Below are 24,052 nucleotides of genomic sequence, written 5' to 3'. Positions count from 1 at the left end.
CTAGAAAAAGAAGAAATTGAAAAAATAAAGAAAAAATAGAATAATTTCACAGTAAAAGCGTTTACATTTCCCTAGAAAGTGCTATAATTTAAATTGAGTATAACATTTTTTACAATGAGGTGATTTATATGAACAAAGGGAAGGTACTCTTAGCTACCAGCGCTCTGCTTTTATCAGCTGGTGTACTGGCAGCCTGCTCAGGAGGGAAATCTGGAAGTTCTGGCGAACAGACTTTTAGCTATGTCTATACCCAGGATCCAGATACCCTCGACTATTCGATTTCTAATAAAAAATCGACTTCCGAGTTTACAGGAAATGCGATAGATGGCTTGTTGGAAGTGGACAAGTACGGGAACTTAATCCCATCGCTTGCTAAAGACTGGACTGTTTCCAAGGATGGCTTGACCTATACTTATAAACTCCGTAAAGGGGTCAAATGGATGACTTCTGAAGGGGAAGAATATGGAGAAGTCAAGGCCCAAGACTTTGTCACAGGTCTCAAGCACGCAGCAGACAAGAAATCACAAGCAATTTACTTGGTCCAAAAATCTGTCAAAGGCTTGGATGATTATGTTTCAGGGAAGACAACTGATTTTTCAACAGTTGGTGTAAAAGCTATTGACGATTACACCGTTCAATATACCCTGAGCCAACCAGAAAGTTTCTGGAATTCTAAGACTACGATGGGGATCTTGATGCCGGTTAATGGAGAATTCCTGAAATCTAAGGGAGATAACTATGGTCAAGGGACCTCTCCGTCTAGTATCCTCTACTGCGGTCCTTATTTGATCAAATCCATCACTTCTAAATCTTCTGCGATATTGGAAAAGAACCCAACATACTGGGATGCGGATAATGTTAAGATCAGTAAAGTGAAGCTGACCTATTATGATGGGCAAGACTCCGAGTCTCTGATCCGTGGATTTGATAACGGCGACTATACAGTTGCTCGTGTCTTCCCAAATGGTTCCAACTATAAGAGTGTAGAGAAGAAGCATAAGGACGACATTGTCTATACTGACCAAGGTTCCTCAACCTACAACCTTTCCTTCAACATTGACCGTCAGGCCTATGAAATCACAAAGAAGACTACTGATGCTCAAAAGACTTCAACTAAGAAAGCAATCTTAAATAAGGACTTCCGTCAAGCCATTATGTTTGCCTTTAACCGCAAGGCTTATGTAGCGCAAACTAACGGGGAAGCGGGTGCCAATAAGGTCATCCGTAATACCTTTACGCCACCAAACTTTGTCCAAATCGATGGCAAACAATTTGGTGATGCAGTAGAAAAAGACTTGGAAGCTTATGGGGATGAATGGAAAGGGGTCTCTGTCGCAGATGGAAAAGACACCCTCTACAATCCAACCAAGGCCAAAGAAGAGTTTGCCAAAGCCAAGGCAGATTTGCAAGCTCAAGGAGTTGAATTCCCAATTCATTTGGACCTTCCAACTTCTTCAACTTATACAGATGGGATCAAACAAGCTCAATCCTTTAAACAGTCAGTTGAATCTACACTAGGAGCAGAAAATATTGTCATCGATTTGAATATGATTTCTGAAGATGATCTGCAACGGGTTACCTACTTTGCTGAAAGTGCTTCGCAACAAGACTGGGATTTGAACAATAACTTGGGTTGGGGACCAGACTATACGGACCCATCTTCTTACATCGACATCACTAGTGGTAAATCCGGCGAAAACGCCAATTCTTACTTTGGATTCGATGCTGGTACGGATAATGCAGCCGCAAAAGCAGCTGGTTTTGATGAATATGATCAATTGATCGAAGATGCGCACAATGAAACCAAAGATGTGAACAAGCGTTACGAAAAATATGCTGCCGCTCAAGCTTGGTTGACCGATAGTGCCCTCTTGATTCCGATCCATTCAGATGGAGCTTCTCCAGTCGTTCGTAAGACTGTACCATACTCTGCAGCCTTTGCTTGGACAGGCCACAAGGGTCAATCCTTCAACTATAAATATTTAGAAGTTCAAGACAAGGTCGTATCGGCTAAAGACTACGACAAAGCGCGTGATCAATGGAAGAAAGAAAAAGAAAAATCCAATAAAAAAGCGCAAGAAGAACTTGAAAAGCATGTGAAATAGACTTTTCTTGAAGAAAACAGGAGAGACAGGTCCCGTATGGGACCTGTCTTTTTCTTTGTCTGAACCTTTAAAAATCGCCTAAAAATGGTATAATAGGAGCATCACGAAAATTGGAGAGACGCTATGAGTTTTTACAATCATAAAGAAATCGAGCCTAAGTGGCAAAAATACTGGGCTGACCATCACACCTTTAAGACAGGAACAGATGCTTCAAAACCTAAGTTTTATGCATTGGACATGTTCCCTTACCCATCTGGAGCGGGTCTTCACGTAGGACACCCAGAAGGCTACACAGCGACTGATATCCTTAGCCGTTTCAAACGTGCGCAAGGTTACAATGTCCTTCACCCAATGGGATGGGATGCTTTTGGTTTGCCTGCTGAGCAATACGCTATGGATACAGGGAATGACCCAGCGGAATTTACAGCAGAAAACATCGCCAACTTCAAACGCCAAATCAATGCGCTTGGCTTCTCTTACGACTGGGACCGTGAAGTCAATACGACAGATCCGAACTACTACAAGTGGACGCAATGGATCTTCACTAAGCTTTACGAAAAAGGCTTGGCTTATGAAGCAGAAGTGCCAGTAAACTGGGTTGAGGAACTAGGAACAGCTATCGCCAACGAAGAAGTTCTTCCAGATGGAACATCTGAGCGTGGGGGCTATCCAGTTGTTCGTAAACCAATGCGCCAATGGATGCTTAAAATCACGGCCTATGCGGAGCGCTTGCTGACTGACTTGGATGAGCTGGATTGGCCAGAGTCTATCAAGGACATGCAACGCAACTGGATTGGTAAATCAACTGGTGCTAATGTAACCTTTAAAGTTAAGGGAACAGATAAGGAATTCACCGTCTTTACGACTCGTCCAGATACCCTTTTTGGTGCGACCTTCACTGTTTTGGCGCCTGAACATGAACTAGTAGATGCCATCACGACACCTGAACAAGCTGAGGCTGTAGCGGACTACAAACACCAAGCCAGCCTCAAGTCAGACTTAGCTCGTACAGACCTTGCCAAGGAAAAAACAGGAGTTTGGACTGGTGCTTATGCGATTAACCCTGTCAATGGCAAAGAAATTCCAATCTGGATTGCCGACTATGTCCTTGCTAGCTACGGAACAGGTGCTGTTATGGCCGTACCTGCCCACGATGAGCGTGACTGGGAATTTGCTAAACAGTTTGATCTTCCAATCGTAGAAGTCTTGGAAGGTGGAAACGTAGCAGAAGCTGCCTACACAGAAGATGGCCTTCACGTCAACTCAGACTTCTTGAACGGTCTCAACAAAGAAGAAGCGATTGCTAAAATTGTAGCATGGTTAGAAGAAAAAGGATTTGGTCAAGAAAAGGTTACCTACCGTCTCCGCGACTGGCTCTTTAGCCGTCAACGTTATTGGGGTGAACCAATCCCAATCATTCATTGGGAAGATGGTACTTCAACAGCTGTTCCAGAAAGTGAACTCCCACTTGTCTTGCCAGTCACCAAGGACATCCGCCCTTCAGGTACTGGTGAAAGCCCACTAGCTAACTTGACAGACTGGCTGGAAGTGACTCGTGAAGATGGTGTTAAAGGTCGTCGTGAGACGAATACGATGCCACAATGGGCCGGTTCAAGCTGGTACTACCTCCGCTATATCGATCCACACAACACAGCGAAATTGGCTGATGAGGACCTTCTCAAACAATGGTTGCCAGTCGATATCTATGTGGGTGGTGCAGAACACGCCGTGCTCCACTTGCTTTACGCTCGGTTCTGGCATAAATTCCTCTATGACCTTGGTGTTGTACCGACTAAAGAGCCATTCCAAAAACTCTTTAACCAAGGAATGATCTTGGGAACTAGCTACCGTGACCACCGTGGTGCTCTCGTGGCAACTGACAAGGTTGAAAAACGTGACGGTTCCTTCTTCCATGTAGAAACAGGGGAAGAGTTGGAGCAAGCACCAGCTAAGATGTCTAAATCCCTCAAGAACGTGGTGAACCCAGACGATGTGGTGGAACAATACGGTGCCGATACCCTTCGTGTCTATGAAATGTTCATGGGACCACTCGATGCTTCTATCGCTTGGTCTGAAGAAGGTCTGGAAGGAAGCCGTAAATTCCTTGACCGTGTTTACCGTTTGATCACAAGTAAAGAAATCGTTGCGGAAAACAATGGCGCTCTAGACAAGGTTTACAACGAAACTGTTAAGTCTGTCACTGAGCAAATCGAGTCAATGAAATTCAACACAGCCATTGCTCAATTCATGGTCTTTGTCAATGCGGCTAATAAGGAAGATAAACTTTATGTAGACTACGCCAAAGGCTTTATCCAATTGATTGCCCCATTTGCGCCTCACTTGGCAGAAGAACTCTGGCAAACAGTCGCAGCAACAGGCGAGTCTATCTCTTATGTGGCTTGGCCAACATGGGACGAAAGCAAATTGGTTGAAGACGAAATTGAAATCGTCGTTCAAATCAAAGGAAAAGTCCGTGCTAAACTCATGGTCGCTAAAGATCTTTCACGCGAGGAATTGCAAGAAGTCGCTCTAGCTGATGAAAAAGTCAAAGCAGAGATCGATGGCAAAGACATCGTGAAAGTGATTAGTGTACCTAACAAGCTTGTAAATATTGTTGTGAAATAAAAAATGAATCCTTCAGAGTTCAGCTCTGGAGGATTTTTGTAAAAAGGCAAAGAGTCGGTTTGAAAATAGTTGTTGGTTGGATGCGTGATATCAAAAAAGCTTCGGTAGGAAGAAACCTACCGAAGCTTTTTAACAAATTTCATTCTGCATTACAGTGAACAGACTGCATTACAGTGAACAGATGTAAAACTCAGTGTTGTTTTACAAGGAGTTTAAATGTTTCTCTTCTTCCAAGGAAAATGTTATTTCTATATCGAAATAGTTGACAGATGTAACAGGCAGTGGTACAATTACTTTGATATTTCGATATAGAAATAAAAAGGAGACAAAATGGACAAGATGCAAGGGGGATACCAAGCTTTACAGATACGCTTATTGAACGGGCGACTTTTTCAAAAACTCTTGAGCAAGGAACCAGATGCCCAATACCGAAGTGAACAGGGGAAAATTTTAACGATTTTGTGGAAGCAAGAGTTGGGGTGCGCTACTGCGACAGATATCGCTCTTGCGACGGGTCTAGCCAATAATACATTGACCAGTATGGTTAAGAAATTGGAAGAACAAGGTTTGGTTACGATTCAACCTTGCACGCAGGATAAAAGGAAAAAATATATTTCTTTGACAGACCTTGGTTGGGCGCAAAAAGAAATCGGTGACCGTGTCAGCAAAGAACTGGGAGAGATTTTTTACCAAGGCTTTTCGGATCAAGAAATCCGAGAATTTGAAGCCTATCAAGAGCGTATTATCACAAATCTAAAAGCTAAAGAGAGTGAATTATAGTAGAGGGAAAATGCTTATGATTGGTATGACAGGTGTAACAGGGAAATTAGGTTCTTATGTAGCTGATCTCATAGATCAGAAGGGAATTGCTTCTATCCATTTGGCAAGAAGCCCAGAGCGCGCAAAAGTTTATGCGTCTGCGGAAATCCGTAGAATGTCGTATACCAATACTCCAGAGGTGGTTGAGGCCTTGAAGAGTATCGATACCTTGTTGATGGTCTCTGCTCGAGAAAATCCAGAGCGTGTCAAGGAGCACAAGGAGTTTTTAGATGCTGCAAAGCTGGCGGGGGTGCAGCATATTGTTTATACCTCCTTTTATGGGGCAGATGAGAAGGCAACGTTTACTTTGTCTCGAGATCATGCCCAGACGGAAGCCTATATCAAGGAGTTAGGATTCACCTATACTATTTTGAGAGATAATTTTTATTTGGATTTCTTGATTGATATGGCACTTGAAAATGGAGAAATTCGCGGTCCGGCTGGTAGTGGCCTGGTATCAGCTGTTGCCCGTAAGGACACATCTAGGGTTGCAGCAGAGATTCTTTTAAATCCTAAGGAGTGGGAAAATCAAACCTTGAATCTGACAGGGCCAGAGGATCTTTCCATGGAAGAAATCGTAGCGCTTCTCTCAAAAGAGACGGGTGTCGCCATCACGTATGTGGATGAATCAGTAGAAGAAGCCTATGAGTCACGGAAAAAATGGCCAGCACAAACTTGGGAGTACGATGCCTGGGTCAGCACCTATACAGCGATTAAAGCTGGGGAACAAGCTGGGGTTTCTACAGATGTCGAAAAAGTCCTAGGGCATCCAGCAAGTAGTTTATTGGATATTCTTAGAGACAGAAAACTTATTGAGGAAAAATATGATTGAATACAAACATGTAGTCTTGCGCTACACGGAAAAGGACATTTTGAAAGATGTCAATCTCCGCATTGAAAATGGAGAATTTATGGTACTAGTGGGTCCTTCGGGATCTGGAAAAACCACCATGATCAAGATGGTCAACCGTCTCTTGGAGCCGACAGATGGCAATATCTATATGGATGGAAAACGCATTAAGGACTACGATGAACGGGAGTTACGTCTCAGTACTGGCTTTGTCCTTCAGGCTATTGCCCTATTTCCAAACTTGACCGTTGCTGAAAATATAGCTCTGATTCCTGAGATGAAGGGCTGGAGCAAGGAGCAAATCGCTTCGAAAACAGAAGAACTCTTGGCCAAGGTGGGGCTTCCTGCGGCAGACTATGCTCATCGGTTACCAAGCGAGTTATCTGGTGGAGAGCAACAACGGATTGGCATTGTGCGAGCTATCATTGGGGAACCAAAGATTCTATTGATGGACGAACCTTTTTCGGCCTTGGATGCCATCTCCCGTAAGCAGTTGCAAACTCTTACCAAAGAATTGCACAGAGAATTAGGTATGACCACTATTTTTGTGACCCATGACACAGACGAGGCTTTGAAATTAGGCGACCGGATTGCAGTACTGCAAGAAGGAGAGATTGTACAGGTAGCGGATTCTGAGACTATTCTTGCCCAGCCAGCCAACGACTTTGTCGCAGATCTATTTGGAGGTGCTCACCATGTCTAAACTACTTGCAACCTTTCAAGAACGCTTTGGGGACTGGCTCGCTGCACTGGGGCAACATTTGCAACTGTCATTACTGACCTTGCTCCTTGCGATTTTTCTGGCTGTTCCTCTAGCTATTTATTTGAGTATCCACAAAAGAACAAGCAACTGGGTTTTACAGCTAGCTGGGATCTTCCAGACCATTCCTTCCATGGCTCTTTTGGGCCTCTTCATTCCTATTATGGGAATCGGGACGCTTCCGTCCTTAACAGCTCTTGTCATCTATGCCATTTTCCCCATCCTTCAAAATACCATCACCGGTTTACAGGGGATTGATCCAAGCCTTGAAGAAGCAGGAATCGCCTTTGGGATGACCAAGTGGGAGCGACTCAAGAAGTTCGAGATTCCCTTGGCCATGCCCGTCATTATGTCTGGGATTCGCACGGCAGCCGTGATGATTATTGGGACAGCTACCCTAGCTGCCTTGATTGGAGCTGGGGGACTCGGTTCCTTTATCCTCCTAGGGATTGACCGCAATAATGCCAGTCTGATTTTGATCGGTGCCCTATCTTCTGCCTTCTTAGCCATCGCATTTAACCTTCTTCTCAAATGGATGGAAAAGGCCAAATTGCGGACCATCTTTGCAGCCTTTGCTGTGATGGTTATTGGATTAGGAGCTTCTTATACGCCAAGTCTTCTTCCCAAAGCGAAAAAAGAAAATCTGGTCATTGCTGGGAAGTTGGGTCCTGAACCTGAAATTCTCGCCAATATGTATAAGATCTTGATCGAGAAAAATACGGATATGACAGTGACTGTCAAACCGAATTTTGGGAAGACCACCTTCCTCTATGAAGCTCTAAAAAAAGGGGATATCGCTATCTATCCAGAGTTTACAGGTACGGTGACCGAAAGTCTCCTCAAGCCGGCACCACAAGTCAGTCATGATCCAGAAGCAGTCTACAAAGCTGCTCGAGATGGGATCAAGCGACAAGACGACCTAGCCTTGCTCAAACCTATGGCTTATCAAAATACCTATGCTGTTGCAGTGCCTAAGAAGATTGCCCAAGAGTATGGACTCAAGACTATTTCAGATTTGAAAAAGGTGGAAGGACAACTCAGGGCAGGCTTTACTCTTGAGTTTAACGACCGAGAGGACGGAAACAAAGGCTTGCAGAAGATCTATGGTCTCAACTTACAAGTCTCCACCATGGAGCCAGCCCTTCGCTACCAGGCGATCCAGTCTGGGGATATTCAAATAACGGATGCCTACTCAACAGATGCTGAACTTGCTCGTTATGACCTGGTGGTCCTTGAAGATGACAAGCAACTTTTTCCACCTTATCAAGGGGCGCCCCTCATGAAAGAAGCTCTTCTTAAGAAACATCCCGAATTAGAAGCTGTTCTCAATAAGTTGGCGGGTGAAATCACAGCAGACCAAATGAGTCAGATGAACTACCAAGTCGGAGTAGAAGGTAAGCCTGCTGCTAAAGTAGCGCGTGACTTTTTGGTAAAAGAAGGGTTGATAAAAAATTAACAAACCATTCTCAAGTCTTTGCACTTGAGAATTTTTTAATAGAAAGCAATTTTATTTCCTTTCAGCAAGCTTTTGGGGTAGAAGGGGAGACCTTCCTTCAAAAACTCTCCATTGAGTCTGGCTTAAAATTGTGTTACAATAAGCCTTGAAAATGAATGAAAGCATATGGAAAATAGTATGAAAAAGCAACCAGTGATTGGAATTACAGGAAATGAAAGACCCTTCCCAGATGATCCGGACGCGAACATGAGCTATGCGGCGACTGGTTTTGTCGAAGCGGTCAAAGAGGCAGGAGGGATTCCCTTGATCTTGCCAATTGGAGATGCGGCCTTGGCCAAAGACTACATATCAATGATTGATAAGCTCATCATCACCGGTGGGCAAAATGTCTTGCCCAAGTTTTACGGAGAAGAAATCACCATCGACAGTGATGACTACCTCTTGAAACGCGATCTCTTTGAGTTGGCCTTGATTGAAGAAGCGCGTGCGGCTAAAAAAGCTATCTTTACCGTTTGTCGTGGGACCCAGCTCTATAATGTCGCTCTGGGGGGAACTCTGCATCAAGACATTGAACACCACTGGCAAGACAATCCAGGTCAGTACACCAGCCAAGAGTTGGTGACCAAGGATCAGACGGTCCTGCAAGAGATCTATGGTAAGACCAGTCGCATCAATTCTTTCCATCATCAAAGTATTAAAGACTTGGCAGATGGCTTAGAAGTGATCGCGCGGGATCCGAAAGATGACATCATAGAAGCCGTTCAATCCACAGATGAGATCCGTTTCCTCGGCGTTCAGTGGCATCCGGAACTGCGTTTTGATAAGAGCCCAGCAGATCGAAAACTCTTTGAATATGTCGTGAATGAATTATAAAGAGGACCAGCTCCCTTAGGAATTTTTCCTAAGGGACTTTTTCTTTAATCTGCGTAAGAAAGACTGTAAATTGTGCCTAGGTTTTGGGGGAGGATTCGCTACAATAGAGCTAGTAGAATGAGGAGGATTAGGACATGTATCAATTTCCAAAGGATTTTTTATGGGGAAGTTCGACCTCGGGCCCTCAAACGGAAGGACGTCTAGCCCAGGATGGAAAGGGAGACAATCTCTGGGATTACTGGTATAGGATCGAGCCCAACCGCTTTTATCAAGGGCAAGAACCGGACAAAACATCGACTTTTTATGAACACTGGGAAGAAGATTTGGACCTCTTGTTAGAAACTGGCCACACGGCCTTTCGGACCTCTATTCAGTGGTCACGTATTTTCCCAGAAGGACGAGGAGAGATCAATCAAGCAGGCGTTGATTTCTACCGGCGTGTCTTTGAAAAGATCAAAGAAAAAGGGATTCACCTCTTGGTCAACCTCTATCATTTTGATTTACCGATGGCTCTTCAAGAGCAAGGGGATGGTTGGGAAAATAAAGAAACCGCCTATGCTTACCAGGAATATGCGCGTTTTTGTTTCAAGACCTATGGGGATCTGGTCGATCAGTGGATCACCTTTAATGAACCCATTGTCCCTGTGGAGTTTGGTTATTTTTATGATGCCCATTTTCCTCATAAGGTAGACGCAGCAGCAGCAGTAAAAGTAGCCTACCACACCCAGTTAGCAAGCTCTCTAGCAGTGAAGGCCTGTCACGAGGTGGATCCTAATTACCGTATCGGGATTGTGCTCAATTTGACACCAGCCTATCCTCGGAGCCAGCATCCAGCAGATGTGAAAGCTGCGCGCATTGCCGAGCTCTTTCAAGCCAAATCCTTCTTAGATCCATCTGTTCTTGGTCATTATCCTGAAGAATTAGTGGAGATCCTACGGGAGCGTGATCTCTTACCAGATTATGATCCCTTTGAATTGCGCTTGATTGAGGAAAATACAGTGGATTACCTAGGGGTTAACTATTACCAACCACTCCGTGTGGCGGCTCCTCGTTATGCTCCAAATCCAGCATCTCCCCTACTCTTTGAGCAATTTTATGAACCTTATGTTATGCCAGGGCGCAAGATCAATCCCCACCGTGGTTGGGAAATCTATGAGCAAGGTCTGTATGACATTGCCCAAAATATCAAGGAAAACTATGGCAATATCGAGTGGATCCTGACCGAAAACGGGATGGGGGTTGAAGGAGAGGAAAAATTCCGAAAAGATGGAGTGATCCAAGACGACTACCGGATTGACTTTGTTAAAGATCATCTTCGTGAGCTCCACCGGGCTATTCAAGATGGTGCCAACTGTAAAGGCTATTTGATCTGGACCTTTATTGACTGCTGGTCATGGCTCAATGGCTATAAGAACCGCTATGGTTTAGTTGAGTTGGAGCTTGAAAGTCAAAAACGAACCCTCAAAAAATCCGGCCATTGGTTTAAAGAACTAAGCCAAGCCAATGGATTTAAAGACTAAATCGAGATCCGTAGCCCATCTTCAATTCGTATTGAGCCTCCTCGCATCATCATTTTAAAGCTTGGAGTCAAACAGTTCTCCAAACAGTTTGACTCTCAATTATTCCGAATGTCTGAAACCATTCTGTTTCAGGCATTTTTCTTACAGTGGAAATTTTCTTGGTTGACTTTATCTCTAATCTTAACCCTAACTTAACTAGACCAATTTTCTTGGATTTCCTAGTTGACAAACTAGAAGAAGCATTGTATACTGACTCCGCTGGTTGCTTTTTGGTCAAATTAGACTAGACCAATTTTAAAGTAACTGAGAAATCGACTATAGGTCGTTTGACTAAGTAAAGGGGAAAGTATAGCAAGGCTATATCGTAAAATCTATGTGCGGAATCGTTGGTGTTGTAGGAAATACAAATGCTACTGATATTTTGATTCAAGGACTTGAAAAACTCGAATACCGAGGCTATGACTCTGCGGGTGTTTTCCTGGCTAGTGAAGGCAAGAGCCAATTGGTAAAGGCAGTTGGCCGCATTGCAGAATTGTCGTCTAAGGCAGAAGGTGTCGAAGGGACAGCTGGGATTGGACATACCCGTTGGGCCACTCATGGAAAACCAACTGAGGACAATGCCCACCCACACCGCTCTGAAACAGGTCGCTTTGTTTTGGTCCACAATGGGGTGATTGAAAACTACCTTGAAATCAAGGAAGAATACCTAGCAGGTCACCATTTCAAGGGGCAAACAGATACAGAAATCGCAGCCCACTTGATCGGAAAATTTGCTGAAGAAGATGGCTTATCTACGCTCGAAGCCTTCAAAAAAGCCCTCCACATCATCCGTGGAGCTTATGCTTTTGCTTTGATGGATGCGGAAGATCCAAGCATCATCTATGTGGCAAAAAATAAATCACCACTCTTGATCGGTCTTGGCGATGGCTACAATATGGTCTGCTCTGATGCCATGGCCATGATTCGTGAAACCAACCAATACATGGAAATCCATGACCAAGAGTTGGTGATTGTCAAGGCTGATAGCGTTGAAGTGCAAGACTATGATGGAAACGTCAAAGAACGGGATAGCTACACGGCTGAACTCGACCTTTCTGATATTGGAAAAGGGACTTACCCATACTACATGCTCAAAGAAATCGATGAGCAACCAACTGTCATGCGTAAGTTGATCCAAGCCTATACAGATGAATCTGGTCAAGTAGTGGTAGATCCAGCTATTATCAAGGCTGTTCAAGAAGCGGACCGCATCTATATCCTTGCGGCTGGTACCTCTTATCATGCTGGATTTGCGTCTAAAAAAATGTTGGAAGAGTTGACAGATACCCCAGTAGAACTCGGTATCTCCTCTGAGTGGGGGTATAGTATGCCACTTCTTAGCAAGAAACCACTCTTCATCTTTATCAGCCAATCTGGTGAAACAGCCGATAGCCGCCAAGTATTGGTCAAGGCCAATGAAATGGGCATTCCAAGCTTGACAGTGACCAATGTTCCAGGTTCAACTCTTTCACGTGAAGCAGACATGACCATGTTGCTCCATGCTGGTCCTGAAATTGCGGTAGCTTCTACTAAGGCCTATACGGCTCAAATCGCAGCTCTTGCCTTTCTTGCTAAAGCTGTTGGGGAAGCCAATGGTAATGAGAAGGCCAAAGCCTTTGATTTGGTGCACGAATTGTCTATCGTTGCCCAATCAATTGAATCAACCCTTTCAGAAAAAGAAGTGATCGACGAAAAAGTTCGTGGCTTGTTGGAAACAACCCGCAATGCTTTCTATATCGGACGTGGCCAAGATTATTATGTTGCTATGGAAGCCAGTCTGAAACTAAAAGAAATTTCTTACATCCAATGTGAAGGCTTCGCTGCGGGTGAGTTGAAACACGGGACCATCGCTCTGATCGAAGACGGTACACCGGTCATTGCCCTATTGTCTGATCCAGTCCTAGCCAGCCACACACGTGGGAACATCCAAGAAGTGGCAGCACGTGGGGCTCATGTTTTAACCATTGCAGAGGAAAATGTCGCTAAAGAGACAGATGATTTGGTCTTGACAGCGGTTCACCCTTACCTCTCTCCAATCTCAATGGTGGTGCCGACCCAATTGATTGCCTACTTTGCAACCCTTCATCGTGGGCTCGATGTTGATAAACCACGGAACCTTGCTAAGTCTGTAACAGTTGAATAAATTTGTTTATATAGAAAAAAACATCCTCGTTAGGTTTTTCCTAGCGAGGATGTTTGCTTTTAAGGGGCACAGCCGAATCCACAGCCCATGATTGGTTAGAGGATGGGGAAATCATGATCATTGGTCTCAAAATAAGCCGATCTTTCCAGCTCAAGTCATTAACTGGGCGGACCCATCGTGAAGGCCTTAGCCTAGCCGCAGGTCGTAAACTTTTCGGCGATCGTGCCGTCTTGGGTGGCTTTGTCAATGGCAAGAAAGGTTTGCTCTACCAAGGGAAACGAGAAGCTATCGAGCAAGAAACTCGTCGCTTGGTGGCAGAAGCCGGAAGTCGTGGTTTGATCCTTGGAGCAGACTGTACTGTGCCAGATGATTTCCAATTGGAACGCTTAGATTGGGTACGTCAAGCAGCTGTATTGTAAGAAGAAAGGAGAGGGAGATGAAAAAGATCAATGTATGGTGCATCCTGGTAACCGTTTTGTTTTTGCTTCTAGGGCTTAGTAAAGCTGCTCTAGCAAGCAGTCAGGGGAAAGCAAAAAAAGATCCAGATATGGCAAGACTGGAGAAAATTCCAGCCCATAGCCTCTCCCTCATCCGCCCATCTGATCTAGCAGGAATTCTTCTTCTTGAAGATCAGTGATAAAAAAAGATGAAGAGCTTGATAAAAAATATATATTAGTCAAAGCATCATTGAAGTGATAAGATAACAAACAAGAAAAGATAGAACGAGGTAAGAACATGTCATCAAAAAGAGAATTAGTCTTAAAAGCTTTCAAAGGAGAAGCAGTTGACCGTGTGCCAGTTGGATTTTGGCATCATTTTACAACAGAAGAAGAATGGTTGAAAGGATTTTCTAATCCGGAAATTATTGAAAAAAACCTCAATGGCCATAAAAACTTCCTTCACAAGGTCAAACCAGACTTTGTCAAACTCATGAGTGATGGTTACTTTGCTTATCCAAATCCAGCCATTCACAAAGGCCTTGAAAATATCTCTGACTTAGCAGGGATTGAACCACTCGGAGCAGATCATCCATGGATCACAGAGCAAGTAGAGCTCGTTAAAAAAATCCGTGCTGGTTTTGAAGAAGACATTGTGGCTATCTACAATATCTTTGCTCCGGTGACCTACTTCAAATGGTTGGTCGGAGAAGTTTCAGGAGGAGATGACTTGATCGCCAACTTCATCGATCAAGATGCAGCAACTCTTAAAAAAGTATTGGATACGATTGGCCAAGATATTGCAAGTTTGAGCCAACGAATCATCAAAGAAGCAGGGGCAGACGGGATCTACCTCAGTGTTCAAAGCATCCAAGATGCGCGGGTTACACAAGAAGTCTATAAAAACATTATTGCACCGAGTGAACTCCATGTCTTAGAGGCAGCCAATGAAGCCGGTGGCGTAAATATTCTTCATATCTGTGGCTACGAAGGAGCTCGCAATGATATCCATCTCTTTACAGACTATCCAGCCCAAGTCATTAACTGGGCAGTCGGACCAGAAGGAATCAGCCTAGCAGAAGGACGCGAAATCTTCGGTGGACGCACTGTTCTAGGTGGCTTTGAAAATGGCAAAACTGGTCTTCTCTACACAGGAGACAAGGCTGCGATCCAAGCAGAAACCAAGCGCATTATCGCAGAAACAGGAACGACAGGCTTGGTCATTGGTGCCGATTGTACCATTCCAAGTGACATTGATGAAGAACGAATCGAATGGGTTCGTGAAGCTGCAGCAGAATAAGGAAAATAGAAAGAGGGAGAACAGAGTATGAGTAAAAAAACATGGATTATCGGTGGGGTGGCAGTACTTGCCATTGCAGGTGCAACCATTCTTGGACGGAGCTTGAACCATGCAAACGACAGCAAAGGCTCAACAGGATCGAACAAGGTAACAACCTTGAAAGTAGCCCACACTCAAAACTATGTACCGTATGATTTCGTCGATGAAAAAGGGGAATCTGATGGCTATGAAGTAGCCGTTCTCAAAGCCATTGATGAAAAACTACCGGACTACAAGTTTGAGTACACTGGAACAAGTGATGACGATCTCTTGATCGGTCTAGAATCTGGTAAATACGATATCGGAACCAAAGGAGCTTGGTATACCGAAGAACGTGCCAAGAAATTTATCATTCCAAAAGAACCAATTGGAGCAAGTATCATCGGATTTACCGTACGAAAAGAAGATGCGGATAAATACAAGAACATCGATGACTTCGCCAAAGAAAAAGGAAAATTGGTTCCAATTTCACCACAAAATGCACAATGGAATGTTATTAAAGAATACAATGAAAAACATAAGGACCAGCAAATCGAATTAACAGCTGCGGAATCTTTCAAAGTCGCAGATGCCTATGCTTGGGTGCTTGAAGGACGTTACGATGCCTTCTTTGATATCAAACTTTCCTTTGAAAAAGCTGTCACAGATAAAGATGGTTCTTATCACCAATATGCGGACAAACTGAGCTGGTTTGCCTACAAAGGAATTCCAACTTACCCATTGATCCATAAGGATAAGAAAAACGAAAAATTTGCGGAAGCCTACAGCAAGGCTATCAAAGAATTAGAAAAAGATGGCACACTTGCTAAATTGTCGAAAAAATATTTCGGTGAAGATGTCTTCAGTTATGTAGATAAAGAGAAATAAGATGGAACTGGGTGCGCATAGCCCCAGCTTCCTTATTTCTATACGGATACAGAAAGGAAAAGAAACATGGTCTCATACGACACTTCCAAGGTCTGGTCTTTTCTCCCAACCTTGGTCCAAGCCCTACCAGCGACCCTAGCTTTGATGGTGTTAACGACGCTTCTAGGTTCGGCATTTGGCTTGGTTTTGACCTGGGCACAAGTATCAGAAGATAAGGTAGGAGCAGGTCTGGCAAAAGGCTATGTCTTTACTTTGCGTTGTACCCCTCCGATTGTCTTGCTCTTTTTGGTCTTTTATGGACTGCCCCAATTTTTGAACTGGTGGTTGGGAGTAGATATTGACCACTGGTCCAAGTTTGTCTTTGTCCTGGTTGCCATGTTTCTTCTCTTTGCCGCGATGATTTCTGAGGTCTTCAAGGCAGCCTATTTGGCCATTCCAAAAGGTCAGATGGAAGCAGGCTTGAGTATCGGATTGACACCAGCTCAGACCATTTGGCGGATTGTCCTTCCCCAAGCCTTTCGCGTGGCTCTTCCAAATATGACGACTGCCATCTTGAACCTCATGCGTGATGCCGCTTTGGCTTATACCATTGGCTTTATCGATATCATGGGAGCAGGCAACAACTTGATCAGCCGCAATCTTGGAAATTATTCCCTCGAAACGTATACAGCTGTCGCAGTGATCTACTGGGGAATTGCCCTTGTGATCTCCTTCTCCGCTCAACTCCTTGAGAAACGACTCAGTGTAACAGAAAGGTAGCTTATGGATTTCAATTTTATTAGTAAAGCATTTCTAGCCACCTTGGGTGGTGTTCCAGTGACCCTTCTGATCATGGTCGTGTCGATCCTTTTGAGTTTCTTTCCAGCCCTCTTTTTGGCACTCGGTCAGATCTACAAGGTCAAAGGGGTTCGCAGTTTCTCAGTGGTTTACTTAGCCTTTATCCGCGCGACGCCTCCGATTCTCTTGATTCTCTTCTTTTATAGTCTCTTCCCTAGTCTCTTAAATAGCTTTTTTAAGAGCATTGGTAGTCACTTTAATGTCTTTGAGATCAATCCCATTTACTATGCCTTTATCATCTTTAGCTTGATGACGATGGGGAGTCTGGCTGAAATTCTCCGGTCAGCCATTCTGACCGTGGATAAGGGCCAGCTAGAAGCAGCGCAAGCCATTGGTTTGACTAATCGCCAAGCCTACATCCGCATTGTTTTTCCACAAGCCCTGCGTGCGGCCCTGCCCAATCTGTGTAACCTGGTTATCAACTTGGTCAAAGGAACTTCCCTTGTCTTTGTCATGACCATCAAGGATATCACCGCCATTGCCAAGGTAGAAGCCTCTTATGGCTATCAATATTTTGAATCCTATCTAGTGATTTTTATTCTTTATATTGTCATTTGTGGGGTGATTCAGTGGGGATTCAATCGCTTAGAAAAACGCCTGACACTCGCATAGAAGAAGGAGAAATAAGAAGATGTTAGAAGTAGAACACGTATCGAAAAAATTTAAGGACCACCAAGTCCTGGTAGATGTCAATCTCAAGGTCAACCAAGGGGATGTGGTCGTTATTTTGGGTCCATCTGGATCAGGAAAAACAACCTTCCTTCGTTGCCTCAACCACTTGGAAAAGGCAGATACAGGGCACCTAACCCTAGGTGGAAAAGAGTATGACCTCTCAAATCTCAGCAAAAAAGAGATTCAAGAAATCCGCCAAAAGACAGCCTTTGTCTTCCAGCATTACAATCTCTTTGCCAACAAAACAGCGCTTGAAAATATCTTAGAAGGCTTAGTTGTGGCTCGTAAGATTCCAAAAGAAGAGGCCATCCAACGGGCAGAATCAGCCCTTGAAAAAGTTGGTCTCCTCGCTTACAAGGATTACTATCCTTCGCAATTGTCAGGGGGCCAGCAGCAACGGATCGGAATCGCGCGTGCCATCGCAGTGAAACCAGACGTGATCTTGCTGGACGAGCCGACTTCAGCGCTAGACCCAGAGTTGGTCGGTGATGTCTTAGATGTCATGAAGCAATTGGCCCAAGAAGGAGTAACCATGGTTGTGGTGACGCATGAGATGGGCTTCGCGCGTGATGTGGCCAACCACGTTATCTTTATGGACGGCGGACACATCATCGAAGAAAACGAACCCCATGAATTCTTCAACAGTCCAAAAGAAGAACGAACCAAACAATTCCTTTCACGGATTCTATCCGACGCCACTTATAGCGTCGAATACATGATTTAACAGAGACACACCCAGTAAGGGTGTGTTTTTTTGAATTCTGGAAAAAATTTTTAAAAATTGGCTCATTTTTTAAGAATCATTACGAATAATATAAGTGAGAGGGAAATATGACTGATAAAAAACAAGGATTAATGCTACTATTTTTACTGACTTTGTTTCTAGGAGGTTGTGGCCTTTTTACGGATCAATCTGCTGAGAGAAGGAAAATGATTCAGATTGCAGAAAGCACGAAAATGGAGCGAGCGATAAAACACTTTTTAATTAGTATCGATCCTAAAGCTTTCACTTCAGAAGGGGTCATTCACTCCTATACCCTGATAAAAGGTGAATTGGAATACAATCCAATGGGGGGGATGAATGTCTATCTCGTTATCAATGGCGATAAAAAGTTAACGATCGATACGACTGTTCAAATGGAAGATTCAGGACAGTTCGAAGCAGGTAGTTATGGTATTTCAGCAAAATTAGATGATCTGTTAAGTAAAGCAGAAGAGACTGGGAAATAAACTCATTCAGGTAAATACCCCTAATATAGGAAAATAGAAACATTTCTGGATCAAAACCAATATGTTACATTAATAGCTAGTGCTTGTAACGATTTGGCAACATTTTTTAACAAAAGTAACATTTCAGGTTTCTTAGAATTTTGTATAATAAATTCTAAGAAACCTGAAGAAAGAATGGGAAGAAGATGAAAAAAAGTAAATTTATTGTGTTGATAATGGTAGTATTTAGCCTGAGCTTAGGAGGCTGTAGCTTTTTTAATGGACAATCTGCCAAAAAACAAGAAATGATTCAAATTGCAGAGAGTAAGAAAGCTAAAGATGTGATTGAAAATTTATTAAGGCAAGAAGATCCAAACGCATTTACAGATAAAGGAGTTATAAAAAGTTACAAGATAAATGAAAATTCATTGAAGTATAATCCAATGGGAGGATTAATAATAAAAGTTATAATCAATGATGATAATAACCTAACAATTACAACAACTTTAACAGAGGAATCAGATGGCAAATTTGAACAAAATGGTTATGTCATCTCAGGAGAATTATCAGATGAATTAAGAGGTAAATAATGGCTTTTGATAAATCATTTTCAGATGAAATGAAGAAAGAAATTGCGTATAAAGAGTATGAGATAGAAAGCTATAATCAAGATGTACGATTGAAAACCGGGGAATACATTGGCAATGTCGCTCACATCTATGATAGTGTAAATGGCAATGAAGAGCAGGTCTTCGTTATTACTAACAATGGCCAAGGCGAAAAACAAAAAGCAGTCCCTTATTCTGCTTCTGATGAAGATCGTTCCCAAATTCATGACGTGACAGTTTTGATGAAGGGATCTGAGACTGAAATAAGTACACAAAAATTACTCCATGATACATTTACGGATTGGGTAAAGACAGATCTGCCAGCAGCTTCCAATATTTTGAACCCTGTTGGAGCAAGCGAGTATGCAACAGATTATGCGAAGAATTATGCGCGAGATAAGGCCAAGGATAGTTTTAATAATGCAGTAGAAGCTTTTGAAGATGCGATTATTCCTACTTCTGTTAATCTTCCGCCGGAGGCCACTCCCGTTGGCAGGTTCATACAAAAAGCGCTGGATAATCCTGTCAGCAATTTTGTACAGGAAAAAGCATCAGATGTAGCCGGCTTTTTTGCAGAAAGAACAGCCGAAGAACAGGTTAAATTTCCTACTTTAATGGGAGCTGCTTTTTTAAAAAAATACAATGAATTAACCGGGACTTTCCCGCCTCCACAATTTAAAGATGCTGCAGCTCATTTGAAAGAGGTAATCCGAAAATACCCCAATGCTAAGATCGACCTATACGGTCACTCTCTGGGGTCTATGGATATTCAGTATGCTCTTGCCTGCTTGACAGAAGAAGAAGCTTCTCATATTGGGACTGTCCATCTATACAATGGTCCTAATGCCTATTCCATCTTAACACCCGAGCAAAAAGCGCGTATAGATTCGCTGAAGTACAAGATCTACAACCATATTGACCATAAAGATTTGGTTAGCTTGGGCTATCAGGATTCTGGAAGCAAGGAATCCAGTGGGATTGTCAAGCACCTCAAAACTAAGAATTTGAAAAATACGGGCCTGCAGCACATGATGCATGGTTATATCTATGATAAGAATGGGAATTTGGTTCTTGAAAAGGGAACGGAAGCCATCACTCGGAAGGAAATCATTGAAGAGCGGATGAAGGTTTACTATCGCCTAAAGGATAAATTGCAAAAAACAGGTGGTGGACTGAGCTCAAGTGAACGGATCTATCTGGATGCTTTGCAGGCTCGTTTGGCTTCTGATGAGCTGATTCGAGTAGTGGATGAAGGGCTGGAGCAAGCTCAGAAATCTAAGGCACAACTGGATACAGATTTAGAAACTTTGGAGAAAGTATTACAGACCGTTCCGAAAGGCTTCATTCTTAATCTTGCGGAAGTAGAAGAGGCCTATGCACAGGCTGGTGCAACAAGGCAAACAGTTGTCACTGAAGTAAGAGAAAGGTTCGACAATCGTTTGGCTGCATATCAGTCCTTATCGAATGAATTCCATGCTTTAAGCGAGCAAGTGAATGCAGGAATTGAGCTCTTAAAAGCAAAAGATCAAGAAATAGCAGGAGAAATGAACCAGTGGGAACAACTAGCTTATTAATTTCATCTACTCATTCGAAAAAGGAAAAGAAACTAGATCACTTGGAAATAGAGTTCCGAAAAGCGCGCTTGGAGCTAGATGAAAAGCGTTGCCTAGTGGAAAGAAAACAGCAGCTCTTCACCCAGATGCTGGAAGAAGAGTATGCGATGGCAGCTTCCTTTTTACAAAAGCAGGAGGTTGATGTCAGTTGTGGATGGGAGTCCCTCCATCGCTGTATAGAAGAGTATGATCTCGAAGCTAGAGAAGCTGCACAAGTAGCCTTCAAACAGATCGAAATCGAGGAAGAGAATTTATGGCAATCCTACCGGAAAGATAGACGCCAACTGGAAGAGGAGTTTGCACAAGATAAAGTTTCATAGTATAGAAGAGGAGGAAGTATGGGTGATAGTCCAGTCAAAGATTTCTTTGATTTAGATATGAAAGATAAGATGAGGATCATCGAAAGCCGAAAGAAACTTGAAAAAGATTTAATCCGGGTTGTCTATGCGCCCGTTTTATTGACCTGCAAGGCAGGAGTTGAGAAACGTTACAATGATGGCTTGACTGCGATTGCAACAGTAGCCGAAGAAGACGTCCAGGTCGTTGGAAAGCAACTGGATCAGTCCATGGTGGGTCAATTTGCTAAAAATGTACAGATATCTATTCAAGAAAAAGCTGGGAAATTTAAATCTATCTAGCCAAGAACATCCATTTAAATATGGAATCTGGAGTGACGTCCAGATTTTTTTAATAAATTTAAAAAATTATGTAAAAAAGTGTTGACAAAGAAATTGGTCTGCGTTATAATAATTTATGTAAACGAAAAGAGGTTGGAGAAACCTAGTGGTTTACAAGATCAATAGTGGAAAGGAGATGGTAATATGCTATTTCCAGAATTAAGACAACTAATTGATAAAAGGAAAAATAGAAACTGTTAGCCTGTAGGGCTATTATTAAATAAATGAATTAAAATTATGTAAACAATCAAATAGCAGCCAATTGGTCTGCTAATTTTCAAGAATGAATTAAAATTATGTAAAATAGAGGTATACAATATGAATAACAACTTTAACAATATGGATGATCTTTTCAATCAACTAATGGGAAATATGGGTGGTTTTCGTTCTGAAAGCCGTCGCTACATGATCAACGGTCGTGAAGTGACACCTGAAGAATTCGCTATTTACCGCCAAACTGGTCAACTTCCAAATGAAGGGAGTGATCAAGTGCAACACCATCAAGGTAAAGGAATGAAACAAGATGGGATCCTTGCAAAACTTGGTCGCAACTTGACCGAAGAAGCTCGTGAAGGAAAATTGGATCCGGTCATCGGACGTAATAAAGAAATTCAAGAAACTGCTGAAATCTTGTCTCGTCGCACCAAGAACAACCCTGTCCTTGTAGGGGATGCCGGTGTTGGTAAAACAGCAGTTGTAGAAGGTTTGGCACAAGCTATTGTGAACGGGGATGTTCCAGCTGCTATCAAGAACAAAGAAATCATCTCGATTGATATTTCTGGTCTAGAAGCTGGTACACAATACCGTGGTAGCTTTGAAGAAAATATTCAAAATCTGATCCAAGAAGTCAAGGCTATGGGAAATGTTATCCTCTTCTTTGACGAAATCCACCAAATCCTTGGTGCAGGTAGCACAGGGGATGGTCAAGGATCTAAAGGTCTTGCGGATATCTTGAAACCAGCTCTTTCACGTGGGGAATTGACCGTGATTGGGGCAACCACTCAAGATGAATACCGCAACACCATCTTGAAAAATGCAGCTCTTGCACGTCGTTTCAACGAAGTCAAGGTTAATGCTCCATCTGCTGAAGATACCTTCAAGATCCTCCAAGGAATCCGTGAATTGTATCAACAACACCACAATGTGGTCTTGCCTGATGAAGTCTTGAAAGCGGCAGTTGATTATTCTGTTCAATACATTCCACAACGTAGCTTGCCTGATAAGGCCATCGACTTGGTCGATGTGACAGCTGCTCACTTGGCAGCCCAACATCCGGTAACAGATGTTCATGCTGTGGAACATGAAATTGAAGAAGAAAAAACCAAACAAGAAGAAGCTGCGGCTAAAGAAGATTACGAAGCAGCTTTGAAAGCAAAAGTTCGTATCGAAGAACTTGAAAAGAAAATTGAAAACCATACAGAAGACCATAAGGTAACTGCAACAATCAACGATGTGGCTGAATCAGTAGAACGGATGACGGGTATTCCAGTGTCACAAATGGGTGCAACTGATATCGAACGTTTGAAAGATATGGGTCACCGTTTGCAAACTAAGGTTATCGGTCAAGACAAGGCTGTTGAAGCAGTGTCACGTGCTATCCGTCGTAATCGTGCAGGCTTTGACGAAGGAAATCGCCCAATCGGTAGCTTCCTCTTTGTAGGTCCTACTGGTGTTGGTAAAACTGAGTTAGCTAAACAATTGGCGCTTGATATGTTCGGAACCAAAGATGCCATCATCCGTTTGGACATGTCAGAATATAGCGACCGTACAGCCGTTTCTAAATTGATTGGTACAACAGCTGGTTATGTTGGTTATGATGACAATAGCAATACTTTGACAGAACGTGTTCGTCGTAACCCTTACTCAATCGTCCTTCTTGACGAAATTGAAAAGGCGGATCCTCAAGTCATCACCCTTCTTCTCCAAGTTTTGGATGATGGTCGTTTGACAGATGGTCAAGGGAATACGGTCAACTTCAAGAACACTGTAATTATCGCCACTTCAAACGCTGGCTTTGGTTACGAAGCCAACTTGACAGAAGATGCGGATAAACCAGAACTCATGGATCGTTTGAAACCTTACTTCCGTCCAGAATTCTTGAACCGTTTCAACGCTGTCATTGAATTCTCACACTTGAGCAAGGAAGATCTTTCTAAGATTGTTGATTTGATGTTGGTAGATGTCAATAAGACCCTTTCTAAGAAAGAAATCGACTTGGCAGTGAGCGATGCAGCTAAAGAATATATGACTGAAGAAGGTTATGATGAAGTGATGGGTGTTCGTCCACTCCGTCGGGTAGTTGAACAACAAATCCGTGACAAAGTCACAGACTTCCACTTGGATAACTTGGATGCTAAACACCTGGAAGCTGACATGGAAGATGGTGTCCTTGTGATCAGAGAAAAAGACACAAAGAATGAAGACAATACTGATAAACAAGCAGAATAAGGCGAATGAGTTTGTGAAAAGTAGAGGCTGCTATCATATAGCAGTCTTTATTTTTTCTTCCCACCTGGGGGAAATTATTCGTCGTATAAGGCCAAAATCTTCCTATTTGGACTAAAAAACATCAATAATTAGTGAAATTACCCCAATTTGAGCAA

The 24,052-nt window shown here is 43.0% G+C and carries 21 protein-coding genes and 1 pseudogene; all 22 read left to right on the top strand.

Features of this window, described 5'->3' with window-relative positions; all coding sequences use genetic code 11:
* Positions 1-128: 128 nt before the first annotated feature.
* Positions 129-2,105 carry a peptide ABC transporter substrate-binding protein gene (locus SM121_RS00800; protein WP_003004166.1) on the top strand — a complete coding sequence of 659 codons (1,977 nt, stop codon included), beginning with the start codon at positions 129-131 and terminating at the stop codon, positions 2,103-2,105.
* Positions 2,106-2,228: 123 nt separating this feature from the next.
* A complete protein-coding gene (gene leuS, locus SM121_RS00795; RefSeq protein WP_003004499.1) occupies positions 2,229-4,730 on the top strand; it encodes a leucine--tRNA ligase in 2,502 nt (833 codons plus the stop codon).
* A gap of 330 nt (positions 4,731-5,060) precedes the next feature.
* Positions 5,061-5,510 carry a MarR family winged helix-turn-helix transcriptional regulator gene (locus SM121_RS00790; RefSeq protein ID WP_003013716.1) on the top strand — a complete coding sequence of 150 codons (450 nt, stop codon included), beginning with the start codon at positions 5,061-5,063 and terminating at the stop codon, positions 5,508-5,510.
* Positions 5,511-5,526: 16 nt separating this feature from the next.
* On the top strand, positions 5,527-6,381 hold the full coding sequence (locus SM121_RS00785; RefSeq protein ID WP_151379113.1) for an SDR family oxidoreductase: 855 nt from the start codon (positions 5,527-5,529) through the stop codon (positions 6,379-6,381).
* Complete coding sequence (locus SM121_RS00780; RefSeq protein WP_151379114.1) at positions 6,374-7,102, top strand: ATP-binding cassette domain-containing protein; 729 nt, start codon at positions 6,374-6,376, stop codon at positions 7,100-7,102. The genes SM121_RS00785 and SM121_RS00780 overlap by 8 nt, the downstream gene beginning before the upstream one ends.
* Complete coding sequence (locus tag SM121_RS00775; RefSeq protein WP_320910965.1) at positions 7,095-8,615, top strand: ABC transporter permease/substrate-binding protein; 1,521 nt, start codon at positions 7,095-7,097, stop codon at positions 8,613-8,615. The genes SM121_RS00780 and SM121_RS00775 overlap by 8 nt, the downstream gene beginning before the upstream one ends.
* A gap of 177 nt (positions 8,616-8,792) precedes the next feature.
* Entirely contained in the window at positions 8,793-9,488 is a 696-nt protein-coding gene (locus SM121_RS00770) for a gamma-glutamyl-gamma-aminobutyrate hydrolase family protein (protein WP_151379115.1), read from the top strand.
* Positions 9,489-9,622: 134 nt separating this feature from the next.
* On the top strand, positions 9,623-11,008 hold the full coding sequence (locus SM121_RS00765) for a glycoside hydrolase family 1 protein (RefSeq protein WP_320910964.1): 1,386 nt from the start codon (positions 9,623-9,625) through the stop codon (positions 11,006-11,008).
* Between the two features lie 373 nt (positions 11,009-11,381).
* Complete coding sequence (gene glmS, locus SM121_RS00760) at positions 11,382-13,190, top strand: glutamine--fructose-6-phosphate transaminase (isomerizing) (RefSeq protein ID WP_320910963.1); 1,809 nt, start codon at positions 11,382-11,384, stop codon at positions 13,188-13,190.
* 142 nt (positions 13,191-13,332) lie between these two features.
* Positions 13,333-13,609: pseudogene (locus SM121_RS00755) on the top strand (uroporphyrinogen decarboxylase family protein); the annotation flags it as partial.
* A 17-nt stretch (positions 13,610-13,626) separates the two neighbouring features.
* A complete protein-coding gene (locus tag SM121_RS00750) occupies positions 13,627-13,827 on the top strand; it encodes a hypothetical protein (protein ID WP_151379118.1) in 201 nt (66 codons plus the stop codon).
* A 98-nt stretch (positions 13,828-13,925) separates the two neighbouring features.
* A complete protein-coding gene (locus SM121_RS00745; RefSeq protein ID WP_151379119.1) occupies positions 13,926-14,927 on the top strand; it encodes a uroporphyrinogen decarboxylase family protein in 1,002 nt (333 codons plus the stop codon).
* 27 nt (positions 14,928-14,954) lie between these two features.
* Positions 14,955-15,833 (top strand): transporter substrate-binding domain-containing protein, encoded by an 879-nt coding sequence (locus tag SM121_RS00740; protein WP_155127235.1) that lies wholly within the window; start codon positions 14,955-14,957, stop codon positions 15,831-15,833.
* A gap of 66 nt (positions 15,834-15,899) precedes the next feature.
* Positions 15,900-16,592, top strand: a complete 693-nt coding sequence (locus tag SM121_RS00735; RefSeq protein WP_320910962.1) for an amino acid ABC transporter permease — start codon at positions 15,900-15,902, stop codon at positions 16,590-16,592.
* 3 nt (positions 16,593-16,595) lie between these two features.
* On the top strand, positions 16,596-17,282 hold the full coding sequence (locus tag SM121_RS00730) for an amino acid ABC transporter permease (RefSeq protein ID WP_320910961.1): 687 nt from the start codon (positions 16,596-16,598) through the stop codon (positions 17,280-17,282).
* Between the two features lie 19 nt (positions 17,283-17,301).
* Entirely contained in the window at positions 17,302-18,066 is a 765-nt protein-coding gene (locus SM121_RS00725; RefSeq protein ID WP_320910960.1) for an amino acid ABC transporter ATP-binding protein, read from the top strand.
* 107 nt (positions 18,067-18,173) lie between these two features.
* On the top strand, positions 18,174-18,572 hold the full coding sequence (locus SM121_RS00720) for a DUF1310 family protein (protein WP_320910959.1): 399 nt from the start codon (positions 18,174-18,176) through the stop codon (positions 18,570-18,572).
* Between the two features lie 185 nt (positions 18,573-18,757).
* Positions 18,758-19,141, top strand: a complete 384-nt coding sequence (locus SM121_RS00715; RefSeq protein WP_320910958.1) for a DUF1310 family protein — start codon at positions 18,758-18,760, stop codon at positions 19,139-19,141.
* A complete protein-coding gene (locus tag SM121_RS00710) occupies positions 19,141-20,733 on the top strand; it encodes a hypothetical protein (protein ID WP_320910957.1) in 1,593 nt (530 codons plus the stop codon). The genes SM121_RS00715 and SM121_RS00710 overlap by 1 nt, the downstream gene beginning before the upstream one ends.
* Positions 20,712-21,092 (top strand): type III secretion protein, encoded by a 381-nt coding sequence (locus SM121_RS00705; RefSeq protein WP_320910956.1) that lies wholly within the window; start codon positions 20,712-20,714, stop codon positions 21,090-21,092. The genes SM121_RS00710 and SM121_RS00705 overlap by 22 nt, the downstream gene beginning before the upstream one ends.
* Before the next feature lie 18 nt (positions 21,093-21,110).
* Positions 21,111-21,410, top strand: a complete 300-nt coding sequence (locus SM121_RS00700; protein ID WP_003013728.1) for a hypothetical protein — start codon at positions 21,111-21,113, stop codon at positions 21,408-21,410.
* A gap of 357 nt (positions 21,411-21,767) precedes the next feature.
* Complete coding sequence (locus SM121_RS00695; RefSeq protein WP_320910955.1) at positions 21,768-23,897, top strand: ATP-dependent Clp protease ATP-binding subunit; 2,130 nt, start codon at positions 21,768-21,770, stop codon at positions 23,895-23,897.
* Positions 23,898-24,052: the final 155 nt, after the last annotated feature.

Source organism: Streptococcus sp. S1 (genome assembly GCF_034137685.1).
Taxonomy (GTDB): Bacteria; Bacillota; Bacilli; order Lactobacillales; family Streptococcaceae; genus Streptococcus; species Streptococcus dentalis.
This window is presented reverse-complemented; position numbering and strand designations above follow the sequence as displayed.